The organism is Bradyrhizobium sp. SPXBL-04 (assembly GCF_051853035.1).
GTDB lineage: Bacteria > Pseudomonadota > Alphaproteobacteria > Rhizobiales > Xanthobacteraceae > Bradyrhizobium > Bradyrhizobium zhanjiangense.
In genome coordinates, this window is the sequence record NZ_CP182472.1 from 3,232,648 (window position 1) to 3,252,960 (window position 20,313).

The 20,313-nt window shown below is 62.6% G+C and carries 18 protein-coding genes and 2 pseudogenes; 11 read left to right on the forward strand and 9 right to left on the reverse strand.

Annotation, left to right across the window (positions count from 1 at the left end; genetic code table 11):
* Positions 1 to 5 precede the first annotated feature (5 nt).
* Positions 6 to 1,349: a PLP-dependent aminotransferase family protein gene (locus ACNJX8_RS14995; RefSeq protein ID WP_439361228.1), complete on the reverse strand. Its 1,344-nt coding sequence runs from the start codon at positions 1,347 to 1,349 to the stop codon at positions 6 to 8.
* A gap of 186 nt (positions 1,350 to 1,535) precedes the next feature.
* Between ACNJX8_RS14995 and ACNJX8_RS15000 the strand changes: the two genes are divergently transcribed.
* From ACNJX8_RS15000 to ACNJX8_RS15010, 3 genes are all read left to right on the forward strand, one after another.
* Entirely contained in the window at positions 1,536 to 1,772 is a 237-nt protein-coding gene (locus ACNJX8_RS15000; RefSeq protein ID WP_439361229.1) for a DUF1127 domain-containing protein, read from the forward strand.
* Positions 1,773 to 2,676: 904 nt separating this feature from the next.
* Positions 2,677 to 3,591, forward strand: a complete 915-nt coding sequence (locus tag ACNJX8_RS15005) for a hypothetical protein (RefSeq protein WP_439361230.1) — start codon at positions 2,677 to 2,679, stop codon at positions 3,589 to 3,591.
* A complete protein-coding gene (locus ACNJX8_RS15010) occupies positions 3,573 to 4,085 on the forward strand; it encodes a tyrosine-type recombinase/integrase (RefSeq protein WP_439361231.1) in 513 nt (170 codons plus the stop codon). Before ACNJX8_RS15005 ends, ACNJX8_RS15010 begins: the two co-directional genes overlap by 19 nt.
* Before the next feature lie 1,514 nt (positions 4,086 to 5,599).
* Here ACNJX8_RS15010 and ACNJX8_RS15015 read toward each other — a convergent pair.
* Positions 5,600 to 5,911: a hypothetical protein gene (locus tag ACNJX8_RS15015; RefSeq protein ID WP_439361232.1), complete on the reverse strand. Its 312-nt coding sequence runs from the start codon at positions 5,909 to 5,911 to the stop codon at positions 5,600 to 5,602.
* Between the two features lie 674 nt (positions 5,912 to 6,585).
* On the opposite strand from ACNJX8_RS15015, the pseudogene ACNJX8_RS15020 reads away from it, so the two are divergent.
* From ACNJX8_RS15020 to ACNJX8_RS15035, 4 genes and pseudogenes are all read left to right on the forward strand, one after another.
* Positions 6,586 to 6,973 (forward strand): annotated as a pseudogene (locus ACNJX8_RS15020) (hypothetical protein).
* A 296-nt stretch (positions 6,974 to 7,269) separates the two neighbouring features.
* Positions 7,270 to 7,443 (forward strand): hypothetical protein, encoded by a 174-nt coding sequence (locus ACNJX8_RS15025; protein WP_439361233.1) that lies wholly within the window; start codon positions 7,270 to 7,272, stop codon positions 7,441 to 7,443.
* 1 nt (position 7,444) lies between these two features.
* Complete coding sequence (locus ACNJX8_RS15030) at positions 7,445 to 7,750, forward strand: hypothetical protein (RefSeq protein ID WP_439361234.1); 306 nt, start codon at positions 7,445 to 7,447, stop codon at positions 7,748 to 7,750.
* Between the two features lie 121 nt (positions 7,751 to 7,871).
* Positions 7,872 to 7,988 (forward strand): annotated as a pseudogene (locus tag ACNJX8_RS15035) (thermonuclease family protein); the annotation flags it as partial.
* Positions 7,989 to 8,186: 198 nt separating this feature from the next.
* Here the strand turns inward: ACNJX8_RS15035 and ACNJX8_RS15040 are convergent.
* From ACNJX8_RS15040 to ACNJX8_RS15070, 7 genes are all read right to left on the reverse strand, one after another.
* Positions 8,187 to 8,483 (reverse strand): hypothetical protein, encoded by a 297-nt coding sequence (locus tag ACNJX8_RS15040; protein WP_439361235.1) that lies wholly within the window; start codon positions 8,481 to 8,483, stop codon positions 8,187 to 8,189.
* 1,243 nt (positions 8,484 to 9,726) lie between these two features.
* Positions 9,727 to 9,876 carry a hypothetical protein gene (locus tag ACNJX8_RS15045; protein WP_439361236.1) on the reverse strand — a complete coding sequence of 50 codons (150 nt, stop codon included), beginning with the start codon at positions 9,874 to 9,876 and terminating at the stop codon, positions 9,727 to 9,729.
* Positions 9,877 to 10,192: 316 nt separating this feature from the next.
* Complete coding sequence (locus ACNJX8_RS15050; protein WP_439361237.1) at positions 10,193 to 10,414, reverse strand: hypothetical protein; 222 nt, start codon at positions 10,412 to 10,414, stop codon at positions 10,193 to 10,195.
* A gap of 532 nt (positions 10,415 to 10,946) precedes the next feature.
* Positions 10,947 to 11,225, reverse strand: coding sequence for a hypothetical protein (locus ACNJX8_RS15055; RefSeq protein WP_439361238.1), 279 nt, complete (start codon positions 11,223 to 11,225; stop codon positions 10,947 to 10,949).
* Between the two features lie 733 nt (positions 11,226 to 11,958).
* On the reverse strand, positions 11,959 to 12,150 hold the full coding sequence (locus ACNJX8_RS15060) for a hypothetical protein (RefSeq protein WP_439361239.1): 192 nt from the start codon (positions 12,148 to 12,150) through the stop codon (positions 11,959 to 11,961).
* Positions 12,151 to 12,746: 596 nt separating this feature from the next.
* Positions 12,747 to 13,172, reverse strand: coding sequence for a universal stress protein (locus ACNJX8_RS15065; protein WP_027577099.1), 426 nt, complete (start codon positions 13,170 to 13,172; stop codon positions 12,747 to 12,749).
* A 69-nt stretch (positions 13,173 to 13,241) separates the two neighbouring features.
* Positions 13,242 to 13,778 (reverse strand): SixA phosphatase family protein, encoded by a 537-nt coding sequence (locus ACNJX8_RS15070; RefSeq protein WP_128932797.1) that lies wholly within the window; start codon positions 13,776 to 13,778, stop codon positions 13,242 to 13,244.
* 93 nt (positions 13,779 to 13,871) lie between these two features.
* On the opposite strand from ACNJX8_RS15070, the gene ACNJX8_RS15075 reads away from it, so the two are divergent.
* From ACNJX8_RS15075 to flgK, 4 genes are all read left to right on the forward strand, one after another.
* Complete coding sequence (locus tag ACNJX8_RS15075) at positions 13,872 to 15,329, forward strand: NAD(P)/FAD-dependent oxidoreductase (protein WP_439361240.1); 1,458 nt, start codon at positions 13,872 to 13,874, stop codon at positions 15,327 to 15,329.
* A gap of 89 nt (positions 15,330 to 15,418) precedes the next feature.
* Positions 15,419 to 15,931: a peptide-methionine (R)-S-oxide reductase MsrB gene (gene msrB, locus ACNJX8_RS15080; protein ID WP_249756699.1), complete on the forward strand. Its 513-nt coding sequence runs from the start codon at positions 15,419 to 15,421 to the stop codon at positions 15,929 to 15,931.
* 180 nt (positions 15,932 to 16,111) lie between these two features.
* Complete coding sequence (locus ACNJX8_RS15085; protein WP_439361241.1) at positions 16,112 to 18,379, forward strand: flagellar hook-basal body complex protein; 2,268 nt, start codon at positions 16,112 to 16,114, stop codon at positions 18,377 to 18,379.
* Positions 18,380 to 18,414: 35 nt separating this feature from the next.
* Complete coding sequence (gene flgK / locus ACNJX8_RS15090; protein WP_439361242.1) at positions 18,415 to 20,298, forward strand: flagellar hook-associated protein FlgK; 1,884 nt, start codon at positions 18,415 to 18,417, stop codon at positions 20,296 to 20,298.
* The last annotated feature ends 15 nt before the right edge of the window (positions 20,299 to 20,313 follow it).

Below are 20,313 nucleotides of genomic sequence, written 5' to 3' on the forward strand. Positions count from 1 at the left end.
GATCGCTACTCCGTCGAGTCGAGATCCTCTTCCTTGGTGCCGAGCAGCGACACGATCGTGCGCAGGCCGGAATCGAGCTGTTCGGGCGACGGCGGAGCGAGCGCGAGCCGCACCGCATTCGGTGCATGACCATGCGCAATTGCGAAGGTCGAGGACGGCGTCAGCGCGATGCCGCGCCGGGCCGCCGCCGCGACGAAGGTCTGCGAACGCCAATGCGGCGGCAGTGTCAGCCAGAGATGGTATGAGCGCGGGTCGGCGGCGAGTTGGTAGCCCGCCAAAAGCCTTGCCGCGGTCTGCTGGCGGCGCGCGGCGTCAATGCGCTTCAGCCGCGTCAGCTCGGCGACGGTGCCGTCGGCCATCAGCCGCTGCCCGGATGCAAGCGCGTGGCCGGAGGCGATCCAGCCACCGGTGCGGACCGCGCTCATCACGCTTTCGCGTAAGTGCGGCGGTGTGACGAGGATGCCGAGCGCGAGGCCCGGCGCGACCTTCTTGGACAGGCTGTCGATCACGATGCAGCGGTCCGGACCGAGTGCGGCGAGCGGCGTGTCGTCGGCGAGGAAGCCGTAGACGGTGTCCTCGATAATGGTGAGATCGAGCTTTTCGGCAACCCGCATGATGTCGGCGCGCCGCGTCGCGTTCATGGTGACGCCGAGCGGGTTCTGGATGATGGGCTGGAGATACAGCGCCGACAGGTGCGCCTCGCGATGCGCCTTCTGGATCGCGTCGGGGCGCGCGCCGTGCTCGTCCATGGGAAGCGGGACCAGCGTCACGCCGAGCCGCGCGGCGATGCTCTTGATGTAAGGATAGGTCAGCGCCTCGACGCCGCAGCGGCCGCCGGTGGGAACGAGTGCTGCGAGCGCGGCCGCGAGTGATTGCTTGCCGTTGGCGGTGAAGACGATCTGCTCGGCCTGTGGCGTAAAATCCTTGCGCGAGAGATAGGCGACGGCCGCAACACGCGCGCTCTTGGTGCCGGTGCTGGTCGAGACGCGCAGCGCGGATTCGAGCGCGTCGACGCGCTCGAGCCCCGCAAGGCTCTTGGCGATCATCGCCCATTGCTGCGGCAGCAGCGGGTAATTGACTTCAAAGTTGATGCGCGCGTCGGCCGGCTCGCTGATCGTCTCGACCTCGCGCCTGATGTCGCCGGAGATGAAGGTGCCGCGGCCGACCTCGCCGACCACGAGTCCGCGGCGGAGCAATTCCGTGTAAACCCGGCTCGCGGTCGAGACCGCGATACCGCGGTCATAGGCAAAATTGCGCTGCGGCGGCAGCCGGTCGCCGGGCCTTAACGTGCCGTTAGCGATATCGACGGCAATGGCATCGGCAAGCTTCACGTACTCGAACTTGGACATTATTGCACCGAGAGCAATGTTTTCCTTGCTCCGAGCAATGTACTGGAGCATTTAGGTTCCATCAAGTTCCGCGATTGAGCCGAGGAGAGCGAGAGCAATCCGACGGCAAATGAGGTGCAAGCGCTCGAAGCGTCTGCGCCAACGGCATCGGCTTCGCCGCGCGGGACGACAGGCCGGAGAAGAACAATGACCACGATCTCGCAAACTGCCGGGCAGAGTTTACGCCCATCCTCATCGAGCGGATTTTTCAGCACGCTCGCCACCGCCGTCTACGCGCTGTTCGACCGCCTGGAGCGCCGCTCCGCCGTCAAGACGCTGAACGAGCTCGACGACCGCGCCCTGCGCGACATCGGGATCACGCGCAGCCAGATCGAGGACGCGGTCTACGGCCAGTTCAAGGCCGAGCTGACGCGGTATTTGTGAGACGATGACAATGGCGGAGGGGGGCTGACGGCATTCGCCCTTCGCGTGTCCCGGACGCGCTGCAGCGTTTACGCTGCGGCGCAGAGCCGGGACCCAGCAAGCCAAACATTCGCTGCCGCATGGACCCCGGCTCTGCAGCGCACCGCTGAAGAAGCGCCGCGCTGCGTCCGGGGCATGAGAGCGGAGTTTGTCGCGCAACTGTTTCAACATCGTCATTGCGAGCGCAGCGAAGCAATCCAGAATCCCTCGGCGGAAAGACTCTGGATTGCTTCGTCGCAAGGGCTCCTCGCAATGACGGAATATGTGGATGGCGCTGTCCTTCCTCTAACGTACATTTCAATCGCAGACACCCTCGCATCCTCGCGGCTTGTTCGCCCGAGCTTTGCTTCGTCGCCTTGCCCTCAATGGAAGAGGGCGCAGGGAAGACCAGGAGCCGGTTGGCTCCCATGGACCGCCATGCCGAGAGCAGATTGCGTGTGCTTCAATGCATAGCGGGAAACAGGGCAACCGGAAGCATCCCGGCCTTGCCTGCGCAGTGGTTGGAACGGCTTATGTCGCGCTCTCCCCGGGGAGCGATGCACTATTGCCCCCGTCGGCTTGCGGATCGCTGATGCTGCGAACCCGGTCGGGCCGTCACATCACCGCCAGACTTGGCGCACAGAACCCCGGGCGCCAGGACCACACGTCTCTATTTTGGCATTCGGTGAAATCGGCTGAAACTACAAAATCCCTTTGAAATAAGCCTTTTTCGACTAGCCTGTTTTTCGACTAGCCTGTTTCGGGGCGCTTCGGCGGGTTTCGTCAAATCTAGGGCCCGGCCCTAAGCCTTTCAGCGTCCGCACGACAAGACTGAAAGACCCAAAGCCGAGCCCTTTGGTCTCAAGCCTTAGGAGCCGAAACCGAAATGGATACTACCATCACCGCCGCCCCCGCTGGCAAGCGCGCCCGCAACGGCAGCATCATCCTGACCAATCGCCTTTGCGAAAGGCGGGTGCCCAAACGGGTCAAGTTCTACGATTGCAAATGCCCCGGCCTCTATGTCAGCATCACAACGACTGGCGTGGCGACCTTTTCCGTCAAGTTCACCGATCGGGCGACCGGCAAGCAGCGAACCGGGTGGCTCAGCCTTTATAACCCCGAGACCTTCACCGTCGAGGACGCTCGGAGCAAGGTCTATGGCCTCAAGGGCATGGGTGGCGACGCGATTGCCGAGACTTTCCGCGACCGAAGAGAGCGACAGGCGAAGCGCGGCAGGACGGTCGACGAGATCATCGAGGAGCGGATCGACTGGATGCAGACACCGGTCCGCAAGGCGGACGGCGAAATGCGGCCCCGCATCGAAACGTGGGAGAACGTCGCCAGCCACTTGCGGCGCTTTCTCAGTCCCCGTCTCGGGAAAAAGGTCGCGAGCGAGGTCACCAAACACGACATTGCGACGCTGTCGAACGACATCGTGGCGGGTCGGCACGGCGGCAAGCCGTCGGTGAGCAACGCCCGCCACATGCGCCGGGCGGCATCGGGCCTGTTCAATTGGGCGGCGGAAGCGGGCCGCGATTACGTCACCGCGAGCCCGTGCGTCAACCTGCCGAAGCTCGACCCTGAGCATCCGCGCACGCGGGTCTTATCGGAGGACGAGATCAGGATTTTCTGGCATGGCCTCGATCGCGACGACCTGCCTTGGGACCGGAAAACCCGGCTCGCGCTCAAATGCGCACTCGCCACCATGCTGCGCTCCAATGAACTGTTAGGCGCGCAGCGCAGCGAGTTATCGATCTCGATGGCGAACACCCGCGCCTCGACGTGCCGCTCAAGCGGTTGAAGAAACGGCGGGTAATCCAACAGCCTCTATCCGAGCTTGCGGTCGAGATCATCAAGGAAGCGCTGACCTCCAAAGATCAGCAGTTCGTGTTCGAAAGCCCCGTGTACAAGGGCCAGCCGATCCACCGCAAGGCGATGGCAACGGCGCTGCGCGGGACCAAGCACGAGAGGAACAAGGACAAGACCAAGACGCCCGGCCTCTGTGAGCTATTGGGTCTCAAGCCGTTCACCCCGCATGATCTGCGCAGGACGGCGGCGACTTTGGCAGGCGATCTCGGCTTTGATGATGCGTGGATCGCGAAGTGCCTCGATCATGCCGCGAGCAAGAAGTCGGAGCAGATCGTACCGACCGTCACCGGCAAGGTCTACAATCACTCGAAGCGGATGAAGGAAAAGCGCGCCGTGCTCGACGGTGTTGCCGCCGAGCTTCGGCGGATCATCGGCGAGCCTGCACCCGTGACGCAAGCGGACACCGGGCTGCGGCTCGTCGCCTGATCGCTCGGTGCAACGAAATGGCCGCAGATTGCTCTGCGGCCCACCGGCATGAAGTATTCTTCCATACTAAAATAGCCTGCCCCGGTGCGAACAATGTTTTAGCGCGAGTTGCGCCGCCACTTGGATACCGGGCCTCTACTTACGTCAAAGGTCTGGTGCAGCACTGGGAAAAATCCCAATTGACGCCCCGCCGATCGAGCGCCACCCATGCGTCGCAATGCAATGCATCTATTCTTATTGGGCGTCGGACGGATACTTCTACGTCATCTATCTCTGTCCCGGCTCGCCGCAGTCGGCTTGCGTGTGGATGGTGGCCTAGAGAACGCGTGACAATGCGTGACGCATATGCACGTGATTTAACGCACCGTGACACGGTAACGCGACCGACGTAACGTCGCTCGCGTGCTGCTGCCCCCGCTCAATCTAGGCCCCGTGCGCTGCGGCCGAGCGCCAGGGGAATGTCTTCAATCACTCCAAGCGGATGAAGGAAGCGCGCGGTGCTCGATGGCATCGCAGCCGAGCTACGGCGGATCGTCGGCAAGCCTCCCGTGAAGGCGGTTGATCCGAAGCTGCTGCTCGCGGCCTGATCGCTCCGGAGCCCGATGGCTCGGGCTTTTCTACGAAACACGTTGAAACTGGTGTGCCTATCGTGCGCGTGAAGAAACGGTCTGCGCCGACGCGCAGGCCGGAATAGTCATCGGCAATCCATTTGAACGCGCGGCTCAAAGCTTCTGCTCGCCCTTTTGGCCCACTTTGGTGCTCCCCAAAATGGGTTGTCGCTTTGTGCTAACGGTTCCTTCCTCAGCACTCAGAACTTACCTGCGAAGCTGCTCAAGCTCAGCCCGCTGAGCAACGAGCGCCTGAAGGCGTTGGTACAGAACAGTCGTACGGCCGTCCGCCTGACCGCGCTCACCCATTGCACGCCTATAACTGCTTCATGAGATGGCCGCCGTTGGACGCTAGAGATCGCACAACCGTGGCAAACGCTCCGAGGCCCGCAGCAAGGGTCGAAGTAGCGATGCCAACTCGCTGAATTGGCCGCTTGTTCCTGGCGGAAGCGGTGGGTTCGCGGGTCCGGCGGCAGTCAGGTCATGCTGATCGCCGCGAGCACCATGCAAACGAAGTAAATACCCGCGATGCTGAAACCGACGATCCGGGCCGTGCTCCTACCGTCCAAGGTCTCTCTCCACATGGGCTGGCCCCGACACCAAGGGCAATGGGGGGAGCTGGGTCGGGGCCAGCCTGCCGTCCATTTGTTCAAAATGGACGGATAGCCAACAAACTTGCCGGTAGCCACGTTCCAATGTAGGGCGCGATCCCGCGTGTCGCGGTCAGCAGGATCGCCTGAACCGGCGGTGCGCGTCGGTCCTTCTTGCACTGCCAGCGTTTCAGTGAGCTTTTCAAATCGGCGTCGGGCCGCCAACATAAGGCGTCGAGCGGCAAGCTCGCGCGCTTTCATGCGGCGTGCACCATGGTGTTGCCCCGGATCAATTCCGCCTTCACTCCGGACGGAATTAGTCGCAGCGGCGCTCCCTGCGTGTAACCATGCGGCCATCACGTTCGACCGTGACGGTCTCTGTGCGGCAGCGCTGTCTTGGGCCAACCGTAACGCCTCCAGGACCGACGCCAACTGTCGTGTCGCGGTCGTAGCGGTTGCGGTCCCTGTAGTCACGGTCCCTGTAATAGCGGTCCTCGCGATCCCGTCCAATCTGAACATCAACGCCTTGGGCCATCTTGACGCCTTGGGCGGCGTTGGCCGGAATGGCGAGGGGGATAGTTGTCAGCGCCGCTGCGGTCGCGGCCAAAACAAGAGCGATCTTCAACATGTGCGAGTGCTCCCTTGGGGGTGAACCGGTGTAACGGGAGCGAACTCCGACCGTTCCTTCCCTTGGTTGCGGCGTTTTTCTTAGGGTTCCAATCTGCAGCCATCAAGCGGATATCCGGTGTATCCACCGGACCGTAGTTCCCCGGATAAGAACAGTCCTCGAACATAATAACGGTGCACTCCCACTGGCCGCCGCAGGCCAGCGCTTCCGGCCTTAAACGGATCCTAACGGGCAGCGGCACACGTCGAGTGCGCAGAAAAACCGGCGGCTGCTCAAAGCCGGGCGAGCGCAAGCATTTGTTCTCCGTAATTCACCCATTGGGAAATTTCCCAAATTGACGGCTTCGCCGATCGAGCGGCAACTCACTTCCGAAAGGATTTCGAGAGGTCGGATTGTGAGCCAGCAAATGTGCTCCGCCTGCAATGTCGAGAGGAGGCTCGTCCATTCGGAGCCGGAGACATCGGTATGGGAAATCCGAACCTATCGATGTCCCAAGTGCAAGGACCTCCTGCGGCTCGTCGCACAACGCGAGGTCTCGCAAAGCCGAGCACGAAGCAAACCACCAACCCCGGACAATTAACTCCCGGCACCGGACTTGAACGGGCCCCGGCTTTTACCAAGCCTTAGCGCTAGTCGCCCGATCATCTAGAACTACAAAGGGGCGCGGTTCTCCCATGCTGAAAGACGGCACTTACGCGGCTTGGTTCAAGACGCCGCTCGGCGACGGCACCGGCATCGCTCACATCGCGGACGGAAAAATCTGGGGCGGCGATAGCATCATGACATACAGAGGCTCTTGCCAGACCGACGGTGACCGGTTCACCGCGATCATCACGATCAAGAGGCACACCGAAGGACATGCCACGGTGTTCGGCGCAGATTGAGGGAACGTGCCCCAGCAAGATAGCTCGTTACGTTGGCACGGCGGATCAGGTGCCGGGAGTGGTGCTTGAGGGAACGCTTATTCTGACCGAACAACAAACCCTGGCGCCAGAAGCGACCAAACCGAGACCACGTTTCGACCCGGCGAAACTTCCGAAACTACCAAAACGCTCCCGCTAGATGCTGACCAACACCGATACCAAGCGAGGTCCCGCCTGCGAGAGGTGCGAGCGCGACATGATGCCGGTAGGGCAACTTTCGGCAATCGCTGATCGGCCGGGCCTGCGCGTCTACAAATGCGTTCTCTGCCAACGTGTCTCCACGACACCTATTCGGGATTAAGACGGCGAACGCACAGCCGCCCCGTATTTATACCGACGCGCTGGGCCCGCCGTTGCCCGTGGTTGCCGTTTAGCGTCTACTACCCGCCTCGATTGCATTTCGATCACGATCGGATTTTCCGGAAGGAGGCGGAATTGACCGTCAAAGCTATCCTAGCGACGATCCTCGCAGACGAATTGGCCCGGCGAGGGGTGAGTTCACTTGCGCGATCCGAATGCGAAGAGATCGTCGAGCGGTTGATCGAGCGGCTGACCGAGCTTGAATTGAGCTTGGCGGCGCGCGAGATCACCAATAAGCGCGATCCCTAAGATGACCGATCGCGGCTGGCGGCGCGAATTCGACGATCCGATCCTGTTGCCCGATGGCCGAACGCTGAGCACGCTGGCCGACGCCGCTCTCTTCATCGCCGAACTGCCGAAGCGTGAGCACGATACGTCGGCGTGGCAGGCGGCGATCGAGGCGTTGATGCTGGTCGCCGAGAGCGGCGGGCCGACGAGATTCGCCCGGATCGGCAAACCGTCGCACGCAGGTTACCAATCTGCGCAAGAAGCATGCGAGGGCGTACAGGATCGTCAAATGATCCAAGAACTGCCACGAGGCCCGGATGTGGGATGATCCGGGCCTCTAACAGATGTCGAAACGGTTCCCACTAAAAAGAGCATACACCGTTCCGGCCTCGTGCTGGCTAAGAGCATGGGCAAAGATGGTGGGCCCATATTGATCTAGGGCAAGCCGCTTGCCGACCGACCTGATCGGCCAAGCCAGCGTCATCGACGGCGACACGCTTGAAATTCTCGGCACGCGCATTTGCCTGTCGGGCATCGACGCGCCCGAGAGCAGCCAGCGTAGCCGGGTTATGATTTGCCGCACGCAAGCGCCGCGCCTGTGCTCCTACCAAACCCCGAGAGCCATCAAAACGACAATGGTCAGGGACGAGCCGCAAGCGACCATTACAGTATAGCATTCGGGCGTGTTCATTGTTGGCTCCCGAGCCATCGCCGCTTGGTTGGCTATTGCGGCGTCGAAGAGAACCCAATGTCTCGCGGCCGCTTCAATTCAGCGCGCCGTAGCTGATTTCGTACTGCGTGTCTGTCCTGCCAACGCTTTCCTGATCAGCACGATCGCAATCGGCTTGTACGCTTTCAGGATCTTGTCCCGCAATCAGAAGCTGTTTCCGCATTTCAGCGAGGCGGGCGCGGCAGTATTCGCGATAGAGCAGGTCGAATATGGCGGGCATGGATACCCCCGTCTTTTGAGTATCACTAGAGATAATTTCCACCATTGATTTCGGATAATCGCGGCCCCGGCGATGGCTGTCCGATGTGAGCCCATTTACAGGCTGAGCCAATTCAAAAGCTCAAAGGACGATTGGCTGGCTTGCTTGTCGGTGCAAAAAAAGGAACAGGGCCGATTACCTAAAATAGATTATAGCAGCCTTCTGTTTCAGCAGAATTTCGTCAAACAACTTAAGAGCGCTGCTCCGCGAATAAATATCCAACTACAGCGCGAAATGACTTACCACTGGATGCAAGCACCGTTGGCTGCAACGCCGCCCTGTTACCCACCCGATCGAAGCAAGAACGGATCGACCGACGCAGCTAGTCGGTCTGCCACTTGCACGGTCGGCGTGGACTGCTTTTCGGAAGGCGGCGAGCCGACAGAATTGACGGCCAGACCGCCAGCGGCAAGAACAGATATCGCAATCGCAGCGAGATATTCGGTCCTCATGGCGATGTCCCTCCCTTCATAGCCATGACCTAACCGGGCACTCTCAGAAATGGTTCCGCGTGCTTGTTCGGTTCCTCATCCGAATGGCGCGGTCAGAGATCAACGGAACGAAAGCGCCTGCCAAACTTTAAAATAAACACGAGACCGTCGCTCGCCGGTCCTAACACGGCGCAGATCGCGGGATAGTCAAAGGTCGCGGCCACCGACCCGCTGTTCAATACAAGCGCTCGCGCAGATAGCCAAAAGCGACGGTCTCGGGTTCTATTTCGAAATCGCCAGTTGGGCCCCCGATCGGTTGGGGGGAGCGCACTGAGCCGATGTCGGCCTGCCGGCGGCGGTGTTTTTACCGAAACCGGAGGTTCCGTTATGCGCAACGGCATTGACATCGACCACATACACGGTCGGGCCATCCTTCGAGAGATCGGCGAGAGACTGCGCGCGTCGCTGAAACCGGAACCGGACCTACCGGCGAGGCTGAGAACGCAAATCGACCGGCTCCGCGAATTGGAGCGCTCACCGTCAATCGTTCCCGATGCGGAGCATTGGAAAAAAACCTCGCCGTTGAGCCGCAGATAGGTCGCCGAGGATCCTTTCACCTGCGGCGGCGCTGCCTTTCTCATTCGAGGGTGATCGCCTTTAGCGGTCTTAGTCTAGCGGCAGCTAATCGCGCCAGATGTGCTCGCCGCATTGGCACCGGAACACGCGGACGATCCGACCACTGTACGGATCGGAAATCGAGTGGAGCAATTTAGGAATAGCTGCACAAGCAGGGCATCGACGCTGTGTGTCGTGCGTGCTTTGCTCGACCAACTGACTGCTGTTGTTTTCCGCCATTGTCGACCCAATAGCATCGCGGGAGTGGTCTATTCGTTAGCAGGCCGCAGAGCCGCTTCTAATTCTGCGACGATATCGTGTAGGAGCCCGAGTGCGAGCGGATCGGTGACGTCGCGCTCCATCGTGCGGTAGCGCATGATCTGTTCTTCAAGCTCTTGCTGTTCCTCGTCGTCGTCCATCGAGCGCTCCTCAATCGAGCATGACGCCGAACAGGGCCGATGGTTGCGGAGGGATTTTGAAAAATCTGAGCCGAAATCAAGGCATCCGGCACGCCCAACACTGAGCGGATGAGTGCTTCATTCAGAACATCCCGATCAAAATAAAAAGGCCGATCTCAATCACGAAGGTCACGGCCATGATTGCGACCGTGAGAAACACATCACCTACCGGGAGAGGGGTCATGGCGCGCCTCGCACGTTGCGAAGCCCCGAAGCCCAATAGCCAACCTCCCGATCTCAGGAATGTTTCAGTTCCATGGTCTTAGGCCGAGATCGCCTAGCGCATTTCGAGTTCGCTGATCGCCTGCGCTGAAATCTGTGCAGGGTCTTTAATCCCGGTTTGGGCGATCTTGATGATTGTCTTCGCCACCAATTCCGTGAGCGGATCGTCGCGATCTTTAACACAGAGGGCACGTAATGTTTGCTCGTAAGCCTTTGTGATACAGGTAATCTCTTTCGGTGCCATACCGTGGGTTTGCAAATGTAGGTAGATAGCCATGTCTGCCCTCCAGCACGCCTATGACGCATAGTACCATGGAACCGGAACTTACCGCTGCCGATGATGAGGCCGCCGGACGTCGTACTGAGGGTAAGCAAAACGCGTTCTCAGTAGTTCTACTTATAGTAGAACCAACTAGTACCCCACTTGTGCGGGTCCTTCTGAGCACAAAAAGCGGCGCGGGGACGCGCGACGGCTTACGTTCCGGCTCTCATTACTCCGTCAAGACTGTGCCCAAGAGCGCGCGGCGACGGTGCGGCGGCGGGCTGGCAGTCGTGGCAGAAGGGGATTGCGGCTCGCGGACGTGGCCCTGAGCGAGGCAGACCTTCAACGTCTTCGGCTATAAATCGCCGGCTGTGCGTTCTAGCGGCGGAGCTGCGCCGGAGCGAGGCCCTCGCCGAAACGCCGGTAATCGGCCTGCAAGCGTTTACCGGGGCGGCGGGCACGCGGCGGACAGGAAGTGGAGCATCCCCCATCCGCCGCGCCGAATGCGCCGCCGCCCATGCGCAAACTGGCGGCGCATGCGGAAACTCTAACCTGCATCATTGCTGGCGGCAGGGACCAGTTTCACCCCGAGCAACGCCTGCGGGTCGAGATCAGGCCTGTGCAGGATCGGCCCGCCGTCGGCCGCTTGACGCCAAGATAGCTCGCTCTCCTCGCGCTCGACAGCCAGACGATCGGCGAGGATTTCCGCTTTCGCCTGGCGACGCTGATCGGCGTCAAGTGCGTTGGCGTCGTCGGCCGTCGCGTCGATCTCGCGGTCGAGGGCAGCGACCAGCGCGTCTTGATGCAACCATGCGAGCAGCGACAACACATCTGGCGAAGCCGATCGCTTCCGGCGCGCTGTTGAGAATTCGAACCGAAACGCTGCGTGTCGCGAACGCGACCGGCTCGCCATGATCGACAAGGTGATGGGCGAACGGCCGACCGCTTTCGACTAGCTTCGCGATCTGCGCCCGCATGCGCTCTCGCGCGAGCGAGGAAGGCCACGGCGCGGCGCGGGCCCGTTCGAGATCGGCTTGCAGTTCGCGTCCGCGACGGCGCAAGCGCTCGATCGCATCGGCGATGCTCTCGCCCTTTTTCAACAGCGAGTACGAAAAAGGGTCGTGGTCGGGCGCAGCGCTCGCTCGATATGATCAAGGCGATGTACGAAATCGCCGAAGACGCTCGGCCGATCACAGGGCGAGGATTGGCTAAAAATTGTTCTCGCTGGGCCTCATCCCGTCCATGAGCAAGAACGTCATGCAGGGCGTCTACCGCCTTCTGAAAGAGGCGGAAGGGACAATCCCGTGGGAGTGGACACGACCGGGGCAGCGGCGCAAGTAATCGGGGTTCAGCGGGGGCACGAGGACGAGATGTCGCTTGGCGGACGCGGTCAATGAGTGCGATCCGAACCGTGGCAGGGCAGAGGGCGGCTTCGGCGCGCGCGATCAGGCACACGATGGGTTGTGACCTTGGCGCGCGCGCCGAAGATCTCCGACTGGGCGCTTGATCAGCACACGATGCAGGGCATGTGAGCGAGACATTATCCCTCGTCGAGCGGCTTAGGCTGAATGTCGAAGAGAACTTCCATAATGCTTGAAGAAGTTATCAAGCTTCACTGGTTCGCCAGTATGTCGCCAGAACAGTTTTTTACCAAGGCTGGCCGCCACTGCGAGGCGGTGGTGGCCGCCGATTAGAGTATGGTCATCGGATGCTGTGGCGATGATCTCGCCCTCTTCGTCCACGATGATCATGTGCTGCCTCCGATCCAGCGCGCGGTCAGCGCCGCCACGATGGTGCACAATCCATCTAACCTCGTGCCGGTCCCGGCGTTCCAATGGCCGCAGGAAGGCCGCACAACGCAACCGGGCTTACAGGGGACGGGACCGGCCCGCGCCAGCGCCACGTGAAACTAGGGCCTATTAGAGCCCGGCAGGTTTGGACTGGCCTCTCGCCCGTCCGGCAGCAACAGAAATATGCTTTTATGTTCAGGCACTTCCGGCGACTTCAACAGGCCGAAAAAATCGCTTGCAGCCAGGACCACACGATTTGGCCGTACCGCGAACCGCACCCGTCGTTGGCGTGACGCTTTCGCTCACGGTTGCCCGCCCTGCGAAGCCTTTCGCGCCGGTGTGGTCCATGTCCACCGCCGCCCGCCCCGCGTTCGTGACGATCGCGATACGCCCCTCTTCCTCGGGCCGGGTTGCGGCGACACATACGCCGTTTCCGAATTTCGGTAAAGCGGAATATTTTGGATGGTAGGCTTGACCGACAGTTGGGGTGTTTTGCCCGACAGGCGACGCAAGGTCTTGTAGCCCGAGCAATAGGCGGACGGCGTTTGCTGCAACCCTCAGTGCCTGACCACCAGCACTGAGCATTTGGCATAGCGCACGACGTGTCCGGCGTTGGAGCCGAGGAAATAGGTGCGCATCGCTGGCCGGTGCGAGGTCATTACGATCAGGTCGGCTTTCATGTGCGCCGCTTCTTCCAGGATCTCGTGATAGATGCCGCCCTGGCGCACCACGCTGGAGATACGGGAGGGCTCGATCCCGGACTCGCGCGCGACGATGGCGAGGGCCTCCTCCGAGGTCTGGCGCTGCTGCTCGTCGAAATCGGCCGGCACGTATTCGGCCAGCATCACCGGCGTCATCGGCAGCACGTTGAGCAGGCGTACCGTGCCGCTCCAGGTCTGAGACAACGTCGCCGCGGTTGCGATCGCCGGCTTGGCGAGATCGGTGTCGGCGAGGTCGATGGGCACGAGGATGGACTTGAACATCTGCGCCTCCAGTCTTCCAGTCAGCACCTCTTAAGCTGAATCAACCGGTCGAGACCGCGCCCGCGCGTCTCATCCTGATCGAAGCAGCTTGGGGCTGACGAATAGCACCAGTTTGCCGCGGCGGTAGGCCACGTCACCCCAATCCTTGACGTCAAAGTCGAAGATCGCAAGCCCCGCTGTGGGCAGGTTGTGGCCGAGTGCCCTGGCTCCGGCCGGGTCGCCGCCGCCCGTCAGCATCAGCGCGACCTCGTGCATGCCGGGATTGTGGCCGATCAGCAGCAATCGCTTCGGGTCGGCCGGCGCTGTTGCAGTGCGAATGGCTTCCAGGATCTGCGCGGGATCGGCGCCATAGAGTTCCGGCAGGACCTCGACCTGCGGCGCCGCGACGCGGTCCTTCATTGCCTTCCAGGCGATGTCCCAGGTCTGTCGGGCCCGGACGGCATGCGACACCAGCACGGTATCGGGGAAGGGCGGATGGGCGGCGATCCAGTCGCCCATCTGCGCAGCATCCCTGTGGCCACGGTCGTCGAGGCGGCGATCCTGGTCACGGCCGCTCGGCGCGTCGGTCTCGGTCTTGGCGTGACGCAGCAGCATCAAACGGCGCATGGCATTCTCGAATCGTTACGCATCCAGGATAATCTACAGGCGCGGGTTGAGGACAAGGTGACAAGCGCCCGATCGGTCCTTTAAGAAAACGACATGAATGAGACCTTCACAGGCGTGCCCAAAGACGAAGCCGGCTTTCACGAGCGGGAGCGGCTGTCGTTCGATCTCGATGCCGACATTTGCGTGATCGGGGCGGGGCTTGCCGGCCTTTCCATCGCGCTGGAGGCGGCCCGGTTCGGGGCCAGCGTCGCGGTGCTCGAGGGCCGCCATGTCGGCTGGAATGCCTCCGGCAATCAGCTTGGCACCGTGATGCCGGGCTTTGCACTGCCGCTCACCGACCTGATCGAGCGCATCGGCTTCGAGGATGCGCACGAATTGTGGACGCTGTCGAAGGAGGGCGCCGAGTTCGTCCGCGCCAACGCCACGGAAGAGAACATGCCGGGGATCGGCCTCAGCGAGGGCGTGCTGGAAGTCTCCAATGTCGATGCCGGCGACCGGCTGATCAGCCGGTTGCAGATGCTGAGCGAGGATTTCGACACCGAGGTCGAGGGCTGGCAGGTCGATCGCGTCCGCGCGGTGCTCAAGACCGACCGCTATTTCCACGGCATCCATTATCCCCGCGCGTTCCAGGTCGACGGCCGCAAATATGTGCATGGCCTTGCGACGCTGGCGCGGCGGGCGGGCGCCCGCATCTTCGAGGACACGCCGGTCGTCAGCATCGATCATTCGGGCATCCGCAAGCGCATCGTCACGCCCTTGGCGCGGCTGCGCGCGACGCATATCGTGCTCGCCGGCAACATCCATCTCGGCGCGCCCTTGCGGCGCCTGTCGGAGACGCTGCTCCCGGTCTGGCGCTATGCCGGGATCACCGCGCCGCTCGGCGAGCGTGTGCATGAGATCGTCGCCTTCAAGGGATCGGTGCTGGATTCCGACGGCATCGACCATTTCCGTATCGTCGACGGCGACCGGCTGATGTGGGAGAGCCCGGAGACCACCTGGGCGGCACGTCCGCAACGCTTCGCCGGCGCCATCAAGCGGCGGATCCGCACGATCTTTCCCCAGCTCGGCAATGTCGAGATCACCGATACGTTCGGCGGCGCCACCGGCCAGACCGTGCACGGCATGCCGCAGATCGGCCAGCTACGCAAAGGCCTGTGGGTGGCGAGCGGGTTCGGTCGCCAGGGCATGAACATTTCGGCCATGGCCGGACAGATGATTGCGCGCAGCATCCTGTGGGGCGACGAGCGCTGGCGCCTGTTTTCGCCGTTCGAGCTGGTCTGGGCGGGAGGCACGACCGGACGGGTCGCGGGCCAGCTGGTCGGGATCTGGGGCAGGGCGAGCTCCGCCGCCGCCGGCTCGCTCGCCCGCTACCGAGAGCGGGCGCGGGTCAAGGACAGGGAACGCGAGGCCCGCCTTGCCGAAGCCAACCGGGCGGCCGGCACTGGTCCGCGCCGTCCGCCGCCCGGTGTCCGGCCACGGCCGGCCCCCCCGCCACGAGCTGCGGCCCAGAACGCGGAACCGGCCTCGCACGAGGACATTGTCTCGCAATAGACCCGAGAAAATTTCCGCCCGGAAGTGTAACGTCAGCAGCAAGAAGCCCGTATCTCAGGGCGTGGACACGCTCCCGCACGGAGAATGAGATGTTTGATCGCCGCATCCTGCTATCGACTGCCGCCGGCCTGTTCGGCCTCTTGGCCTTCCGCTGGCTGAGGGCATCCCCGGCCGAGGCTGGTGAGAAGGCCGCGGAGAAGTTCGAAATCACGAAGACGGAGGCCGAATGGCGTGCTCAGCTCACGCCGCAGCAATATGAGATCCTGCGCAATCACGGCACCGAGCGGCCCGGCTCCAGCCCGCTGCTGAAGGAGCACCGCAAGGGCATCTTCGCTTGCGCCGGCTGCGACCTGCCGCTGTTTGCGTCCGAGACCAAGTTCGAGAGCGGCACCGGCTGGCCGAGCTTCTACCAGCCGATCGAGGGCAATGTCGGCAAGACCGAGGACCGTGCCTACGGCATGGTCCGCACCGAAGTGCATTGCCGCCGCTGCGGCGGCCATCTCGGCCACGTCTTCGACGACGGTCCGAAACCGACCGGCTTGCGCTACTGCATCGACGGCTTCGGGCTGGTCTTCCACCCCGCTGCCGCATCGGCAACTTGAGGTTTGGTCCCGGCAATTGTTGCCGGCCCCGGCAATTGTGCCCCGGTCATTCGACCGGGGCATGTCTATTTAAGTCGTTGATTTCCTGAACATACCCGCATTGGCATGGCCTTTGCGATTGTCTCCCCCGACTGCGGCCATGGTCGACCGGCCGCCGAGATCGGATTTGGAGACAAAGTTATGGGTATCTTCGATGCAATGAACACCTCGGTGGGTGGCTTGCAGGCGCAGTCCTACGCGCTGCAGAACATTTCCGGCAACATCGCGAACTCATCCACCACCGGTTACAAGGGCATCGGCACCAGCTTCGTCGATCTCATTCCCGACGCCTCGGTCCCGAGCAAGCAGGTCGCGGGCGGCGTGACGGCCAACGCGAAGGCCACGATCACCACCCAAGGCACGATCTCGTCCTCCACCGTCGCCACCAACATGGCGATCACCGGCGACGGCTTCTTCTCGATCCAGAAGGCGACCGGCGTCGTCGACAACGTGCCGGTGTTCAACGGCGTCACCTACTACACCCGTCGCGGCGACTTCCAGCTCAACGCCAACGGCAATCTGGTCAATGGCGCCGGCTATTATCTGATGGGCACCACGGTCGACCCCAAGACCGGCAACCCGACCGGCAACGTGGCGACGGTCCTGAAATTCCAGAACAACTTCATCCCGGCCCAGGCGACCACCTCGATCCAGTACGCGGCGAACCTGCCGAGCGTGCCGAACACGGCGGCGAGCTCGACCGCGGCGAGCGGCACGCTGCTGGCGGCCGGCGGCCTTAACCCGTCGGATTTCGCCGCCAACCCGCTGATCGTCGGCACGCCGCCGCCGCCCTATACGAATGCGACGATCTCCGGCGCAGCGGCGACCGGCAATCTGCGCTCGGCCTATACGGCGACGACCGCGACCGGCACGGTGGCGCTGCTGGATAGCGCTTCGGCGGCGGCAACTGGCGGCACGTCTCTCGATTCCACCGTGTCCCCGCATCTCAACACCAGCCTTCTCACCAACCTGGCCGGCAAGTCGCTGACGGTCAACGGCCAGACCATCAACTTCGACGCCACCGTTTCTGGCGCTTCGACGGTCGGCAGCGTCACCACGATCGGCCTGCTCTCGCCTACCGGCGCAAAGATCTCGGACATCCTGAATGCGATCACCCTGGGCGCCGGCGGCGCCCCCGCCACCGCGACAATGAACGCCAGCGGTAACATCCAGATCACGACCAGCACCACGGCCGACGTCACGATCGGCGGCACTGCGGCAAGCTTGCTCGGGGTCAGCAGCGTGACACGCGGCGGTAACGTGCTGTCCACCCCCGCGATTACGAGTGGTACACAGCTCGGCGGCACCGCGACGCCCGGCGGTCCGGAAGTCCTCTCGACGCCCTTCGTGGTCGGCAACACGATCCAGGTCAACGGCACGGCACCCGCCAATACGATCACCTTCGTGGCCTCCGGTGCTGTCGCTCCGAACCAGATCAACATCACCGACGACATCGCGACCTTGCTTCAAAGGATCGACACGCTCAGCGGTGCGAGCGGTTCTTCGATCAGCAATGGCGTGATCACCCTGAATACCGGTATCGCCAATCCCACCTTGACGGTGACCAGCAACAACAGCAGCGCCTTCGCCGCGCTCGGCTTCACGTCATCCATTTCCAAGAACCGTGGCGGTGGCGGCACTGCCGGCACGGGCGGCGTGATCGGCAACGACATCGCTACCTTCACCAAGGAATCGATCAGCGGCGGCGCGGTCACCGCTTACAACGCCGCGGGCACACCGGTGAACCTGCAGCTGCGTTGGGCCAAGACCGACAGCGCCTCGCTGGGCACCGGCCATTCCGACACCTGGAACCTGTTCTACCAGACCGATCCGAATGCGACCGGCACGACGGTCGGCTGGGTCAACACCGGACAAGCCTTTACCTTCGCCGCCGATGGCTCGCTGACCTCGCCGAGCGGCTCGGGCATCACCATCAACAATGTCAGCGTCAGCGGCCAGTCGCTCGGCTCGGTCGCCTTCAACATCTCCCAGGGCGGTCTGACGCAATACGCCAGCACCAGCGGCGCGGTGACCATCAACACCATCACCCAGAACGGCTACGCCGCGGGTCAGCTCCGCTCCGTCGCCGTCAACAACAACGGCCTCGTGGTCGGCACCTTCTCCAACGGCCAGAACCTCGACCTCGCGCAGGTCTCGCTGTCGCACTTCAACGGCACCAATTATTTGAAGGCGCTCGATGGCGGCGCCTATGCCGCGACCGAGCAGTCGGGACCTGCGATCGACGGCGCTTCGGGCACCATCAGCGGCTCGTCGCTGGAAGGCTCGAACACCGACATCGCCGACGAATTCACCAAGCTGATCGTGACCCAGCAGGCCTATTCGGCCAACACCAAGGTGATCACGACCGCGAATTCGATGGTGCAGGATCTCCTGAACGTGTTGCGCTGATCGGCGCGTGACGTAACCAAAGGCGGGTAAGTAACATGGGTTTGAGTTCAGCCCTCGCCAGTGCGATGAGCGGTTTGCGTGCCAACCAGGCCGCGCTCTCGATCGTCTCGTCGAACGTCGCAAATTCGCAGACGCCGGGTTATATCGTTCAGACGCCGAACCAGATCGAGGTCACCACCGGCGACTTCGGCTCGACGGCGATGACCACCGGCGTCAGCCGCGAGCTCGACAGCTACGTGCTGAACCAGCTGCGGACCGAGACCGGCGGCAGCGGTTACGCCGACCAGATGGCCAACATCCTGAAGCAGCTTCAGAATGTCTACGGCACGCCGGGCAACGACGGCACGCTCGAAAGCGCGCTCAACAAATTCACCACGGCACTCCAGGCGTTGTCGACCAGTTCGGGCGCCTCGTCGGCGCAGACCGTTGCGCTGGGCGCGGCGCAGGCGCTGGCGCAGCAGCTCAACGTCACCACCAAGGGCATCCAGTCGCTGCGCTCCAATGTCGAGCAGGATCTCGGCACCTCGGCGCTAGCCGCCAACGCGGCGATGCAGAAGGTCGCCGATATCAACACCAAGCTCCAGGGCCTGTCGGCCAACGACCCCTCGGCGGCCACGCTGATGGACCAGCGCGACCAGGCCATCAACACGCTGTCGAAATATGTCGACGTCCGCGTCACCACCGACGGCTCGAACCAGGCCAACATCTACACCACGACCGGCATTCAGCTCGTCGGTGCCGGGCTCGCCTCGCAATTCTCTTTTGCGTCCGCCGGCGCGCTCTCGGCAACGTCGCTCTACAACAGCGATCCGGCCAAGTCCGGTGTCGGCGCGCTCACGATCAAGCTGCCGAACGGCTCGCAGCTCGACGTCGTCGCCAACAACGTGGTGTCTTCCGGCCAGATCGCGGCCGATCTGAAGCTGCGCGACCAGACCCTGGTGCAGGCGCAGACCCAGCTCGATCAGCTCGCCGCGACGATGTCGAGCGCGCTGTCCGACAAGACCACGGCCGGCAGTACGGTCTCGGGCCCGCCGGCCGGATTCGATCTCGACCTTGCCGGTGCGCAGCCTGGCAATACCGTCAACATCACCTACACGGACACGGCGACCAACACCCAGCGCCAGATCACGCTCGTCAACGTGACCGATCCGGCGGCGCTACCGCTGCAGAACGCGACGAATGCCAACCCGATGCGGATCGGTGTCAACTTCTCCGGCGGCATGGGAGCGATCGCGTCTGCGCTCAATACCGCGCTATCAGGCACGCATCTGTCGTTCGCCGCCGCCCCATCGCCGGCGACGGCCACGACCCTGCGGGTGACCGATGACAACACCGGTCTTGCCAAGGTCAATTCGGCCTCGACCATCAAGACGATCTCGTCGCTGACCTCGGGCAATCCGCAGCTGCCGCTGTTCACCGACGGCGGGCAGGCGCTCTACACCGGTGCCATCACCGCGTCGGGCTCGCAGATGACCGGCCTTGCCGGGCGCATCGCCGTGAACACGCAGCTGGTTTCCGATCCGACCCGGCTGTCGGTCTACAATACCTCGCCGGTGACGCCCGCGGGCGACACCACGCGTTCGGATTATCTCTATTCGCAGCTCACCAGTGCGGTGTTCTCCTATTCGCCGCAGACCGGCCTCGGCTCGGCGAACCAGCCCTTTACCGGCAGCGTTTCGAACTACCTCCAGCAGTTCCTGAGCATCCAGGCCAACGCCGCGACCCAGGCGACCCAGCTCCAGCAGGGCCAAAGCGTGGTGGTCTCGACGCTCCAGGCGAAGTTCGACTCGACCTCCAAAGTCAATCTGGATTCGGAGATGTCGAACCTGATCCAGCTCCAGAATGCCTATGCCGCCAACGCTCACGTGATGTCGGTGGTGCAGAGCATGATGAACACGTTGCTCCAGGCTCAAGTGTAGCAAGTAACAGGGCTC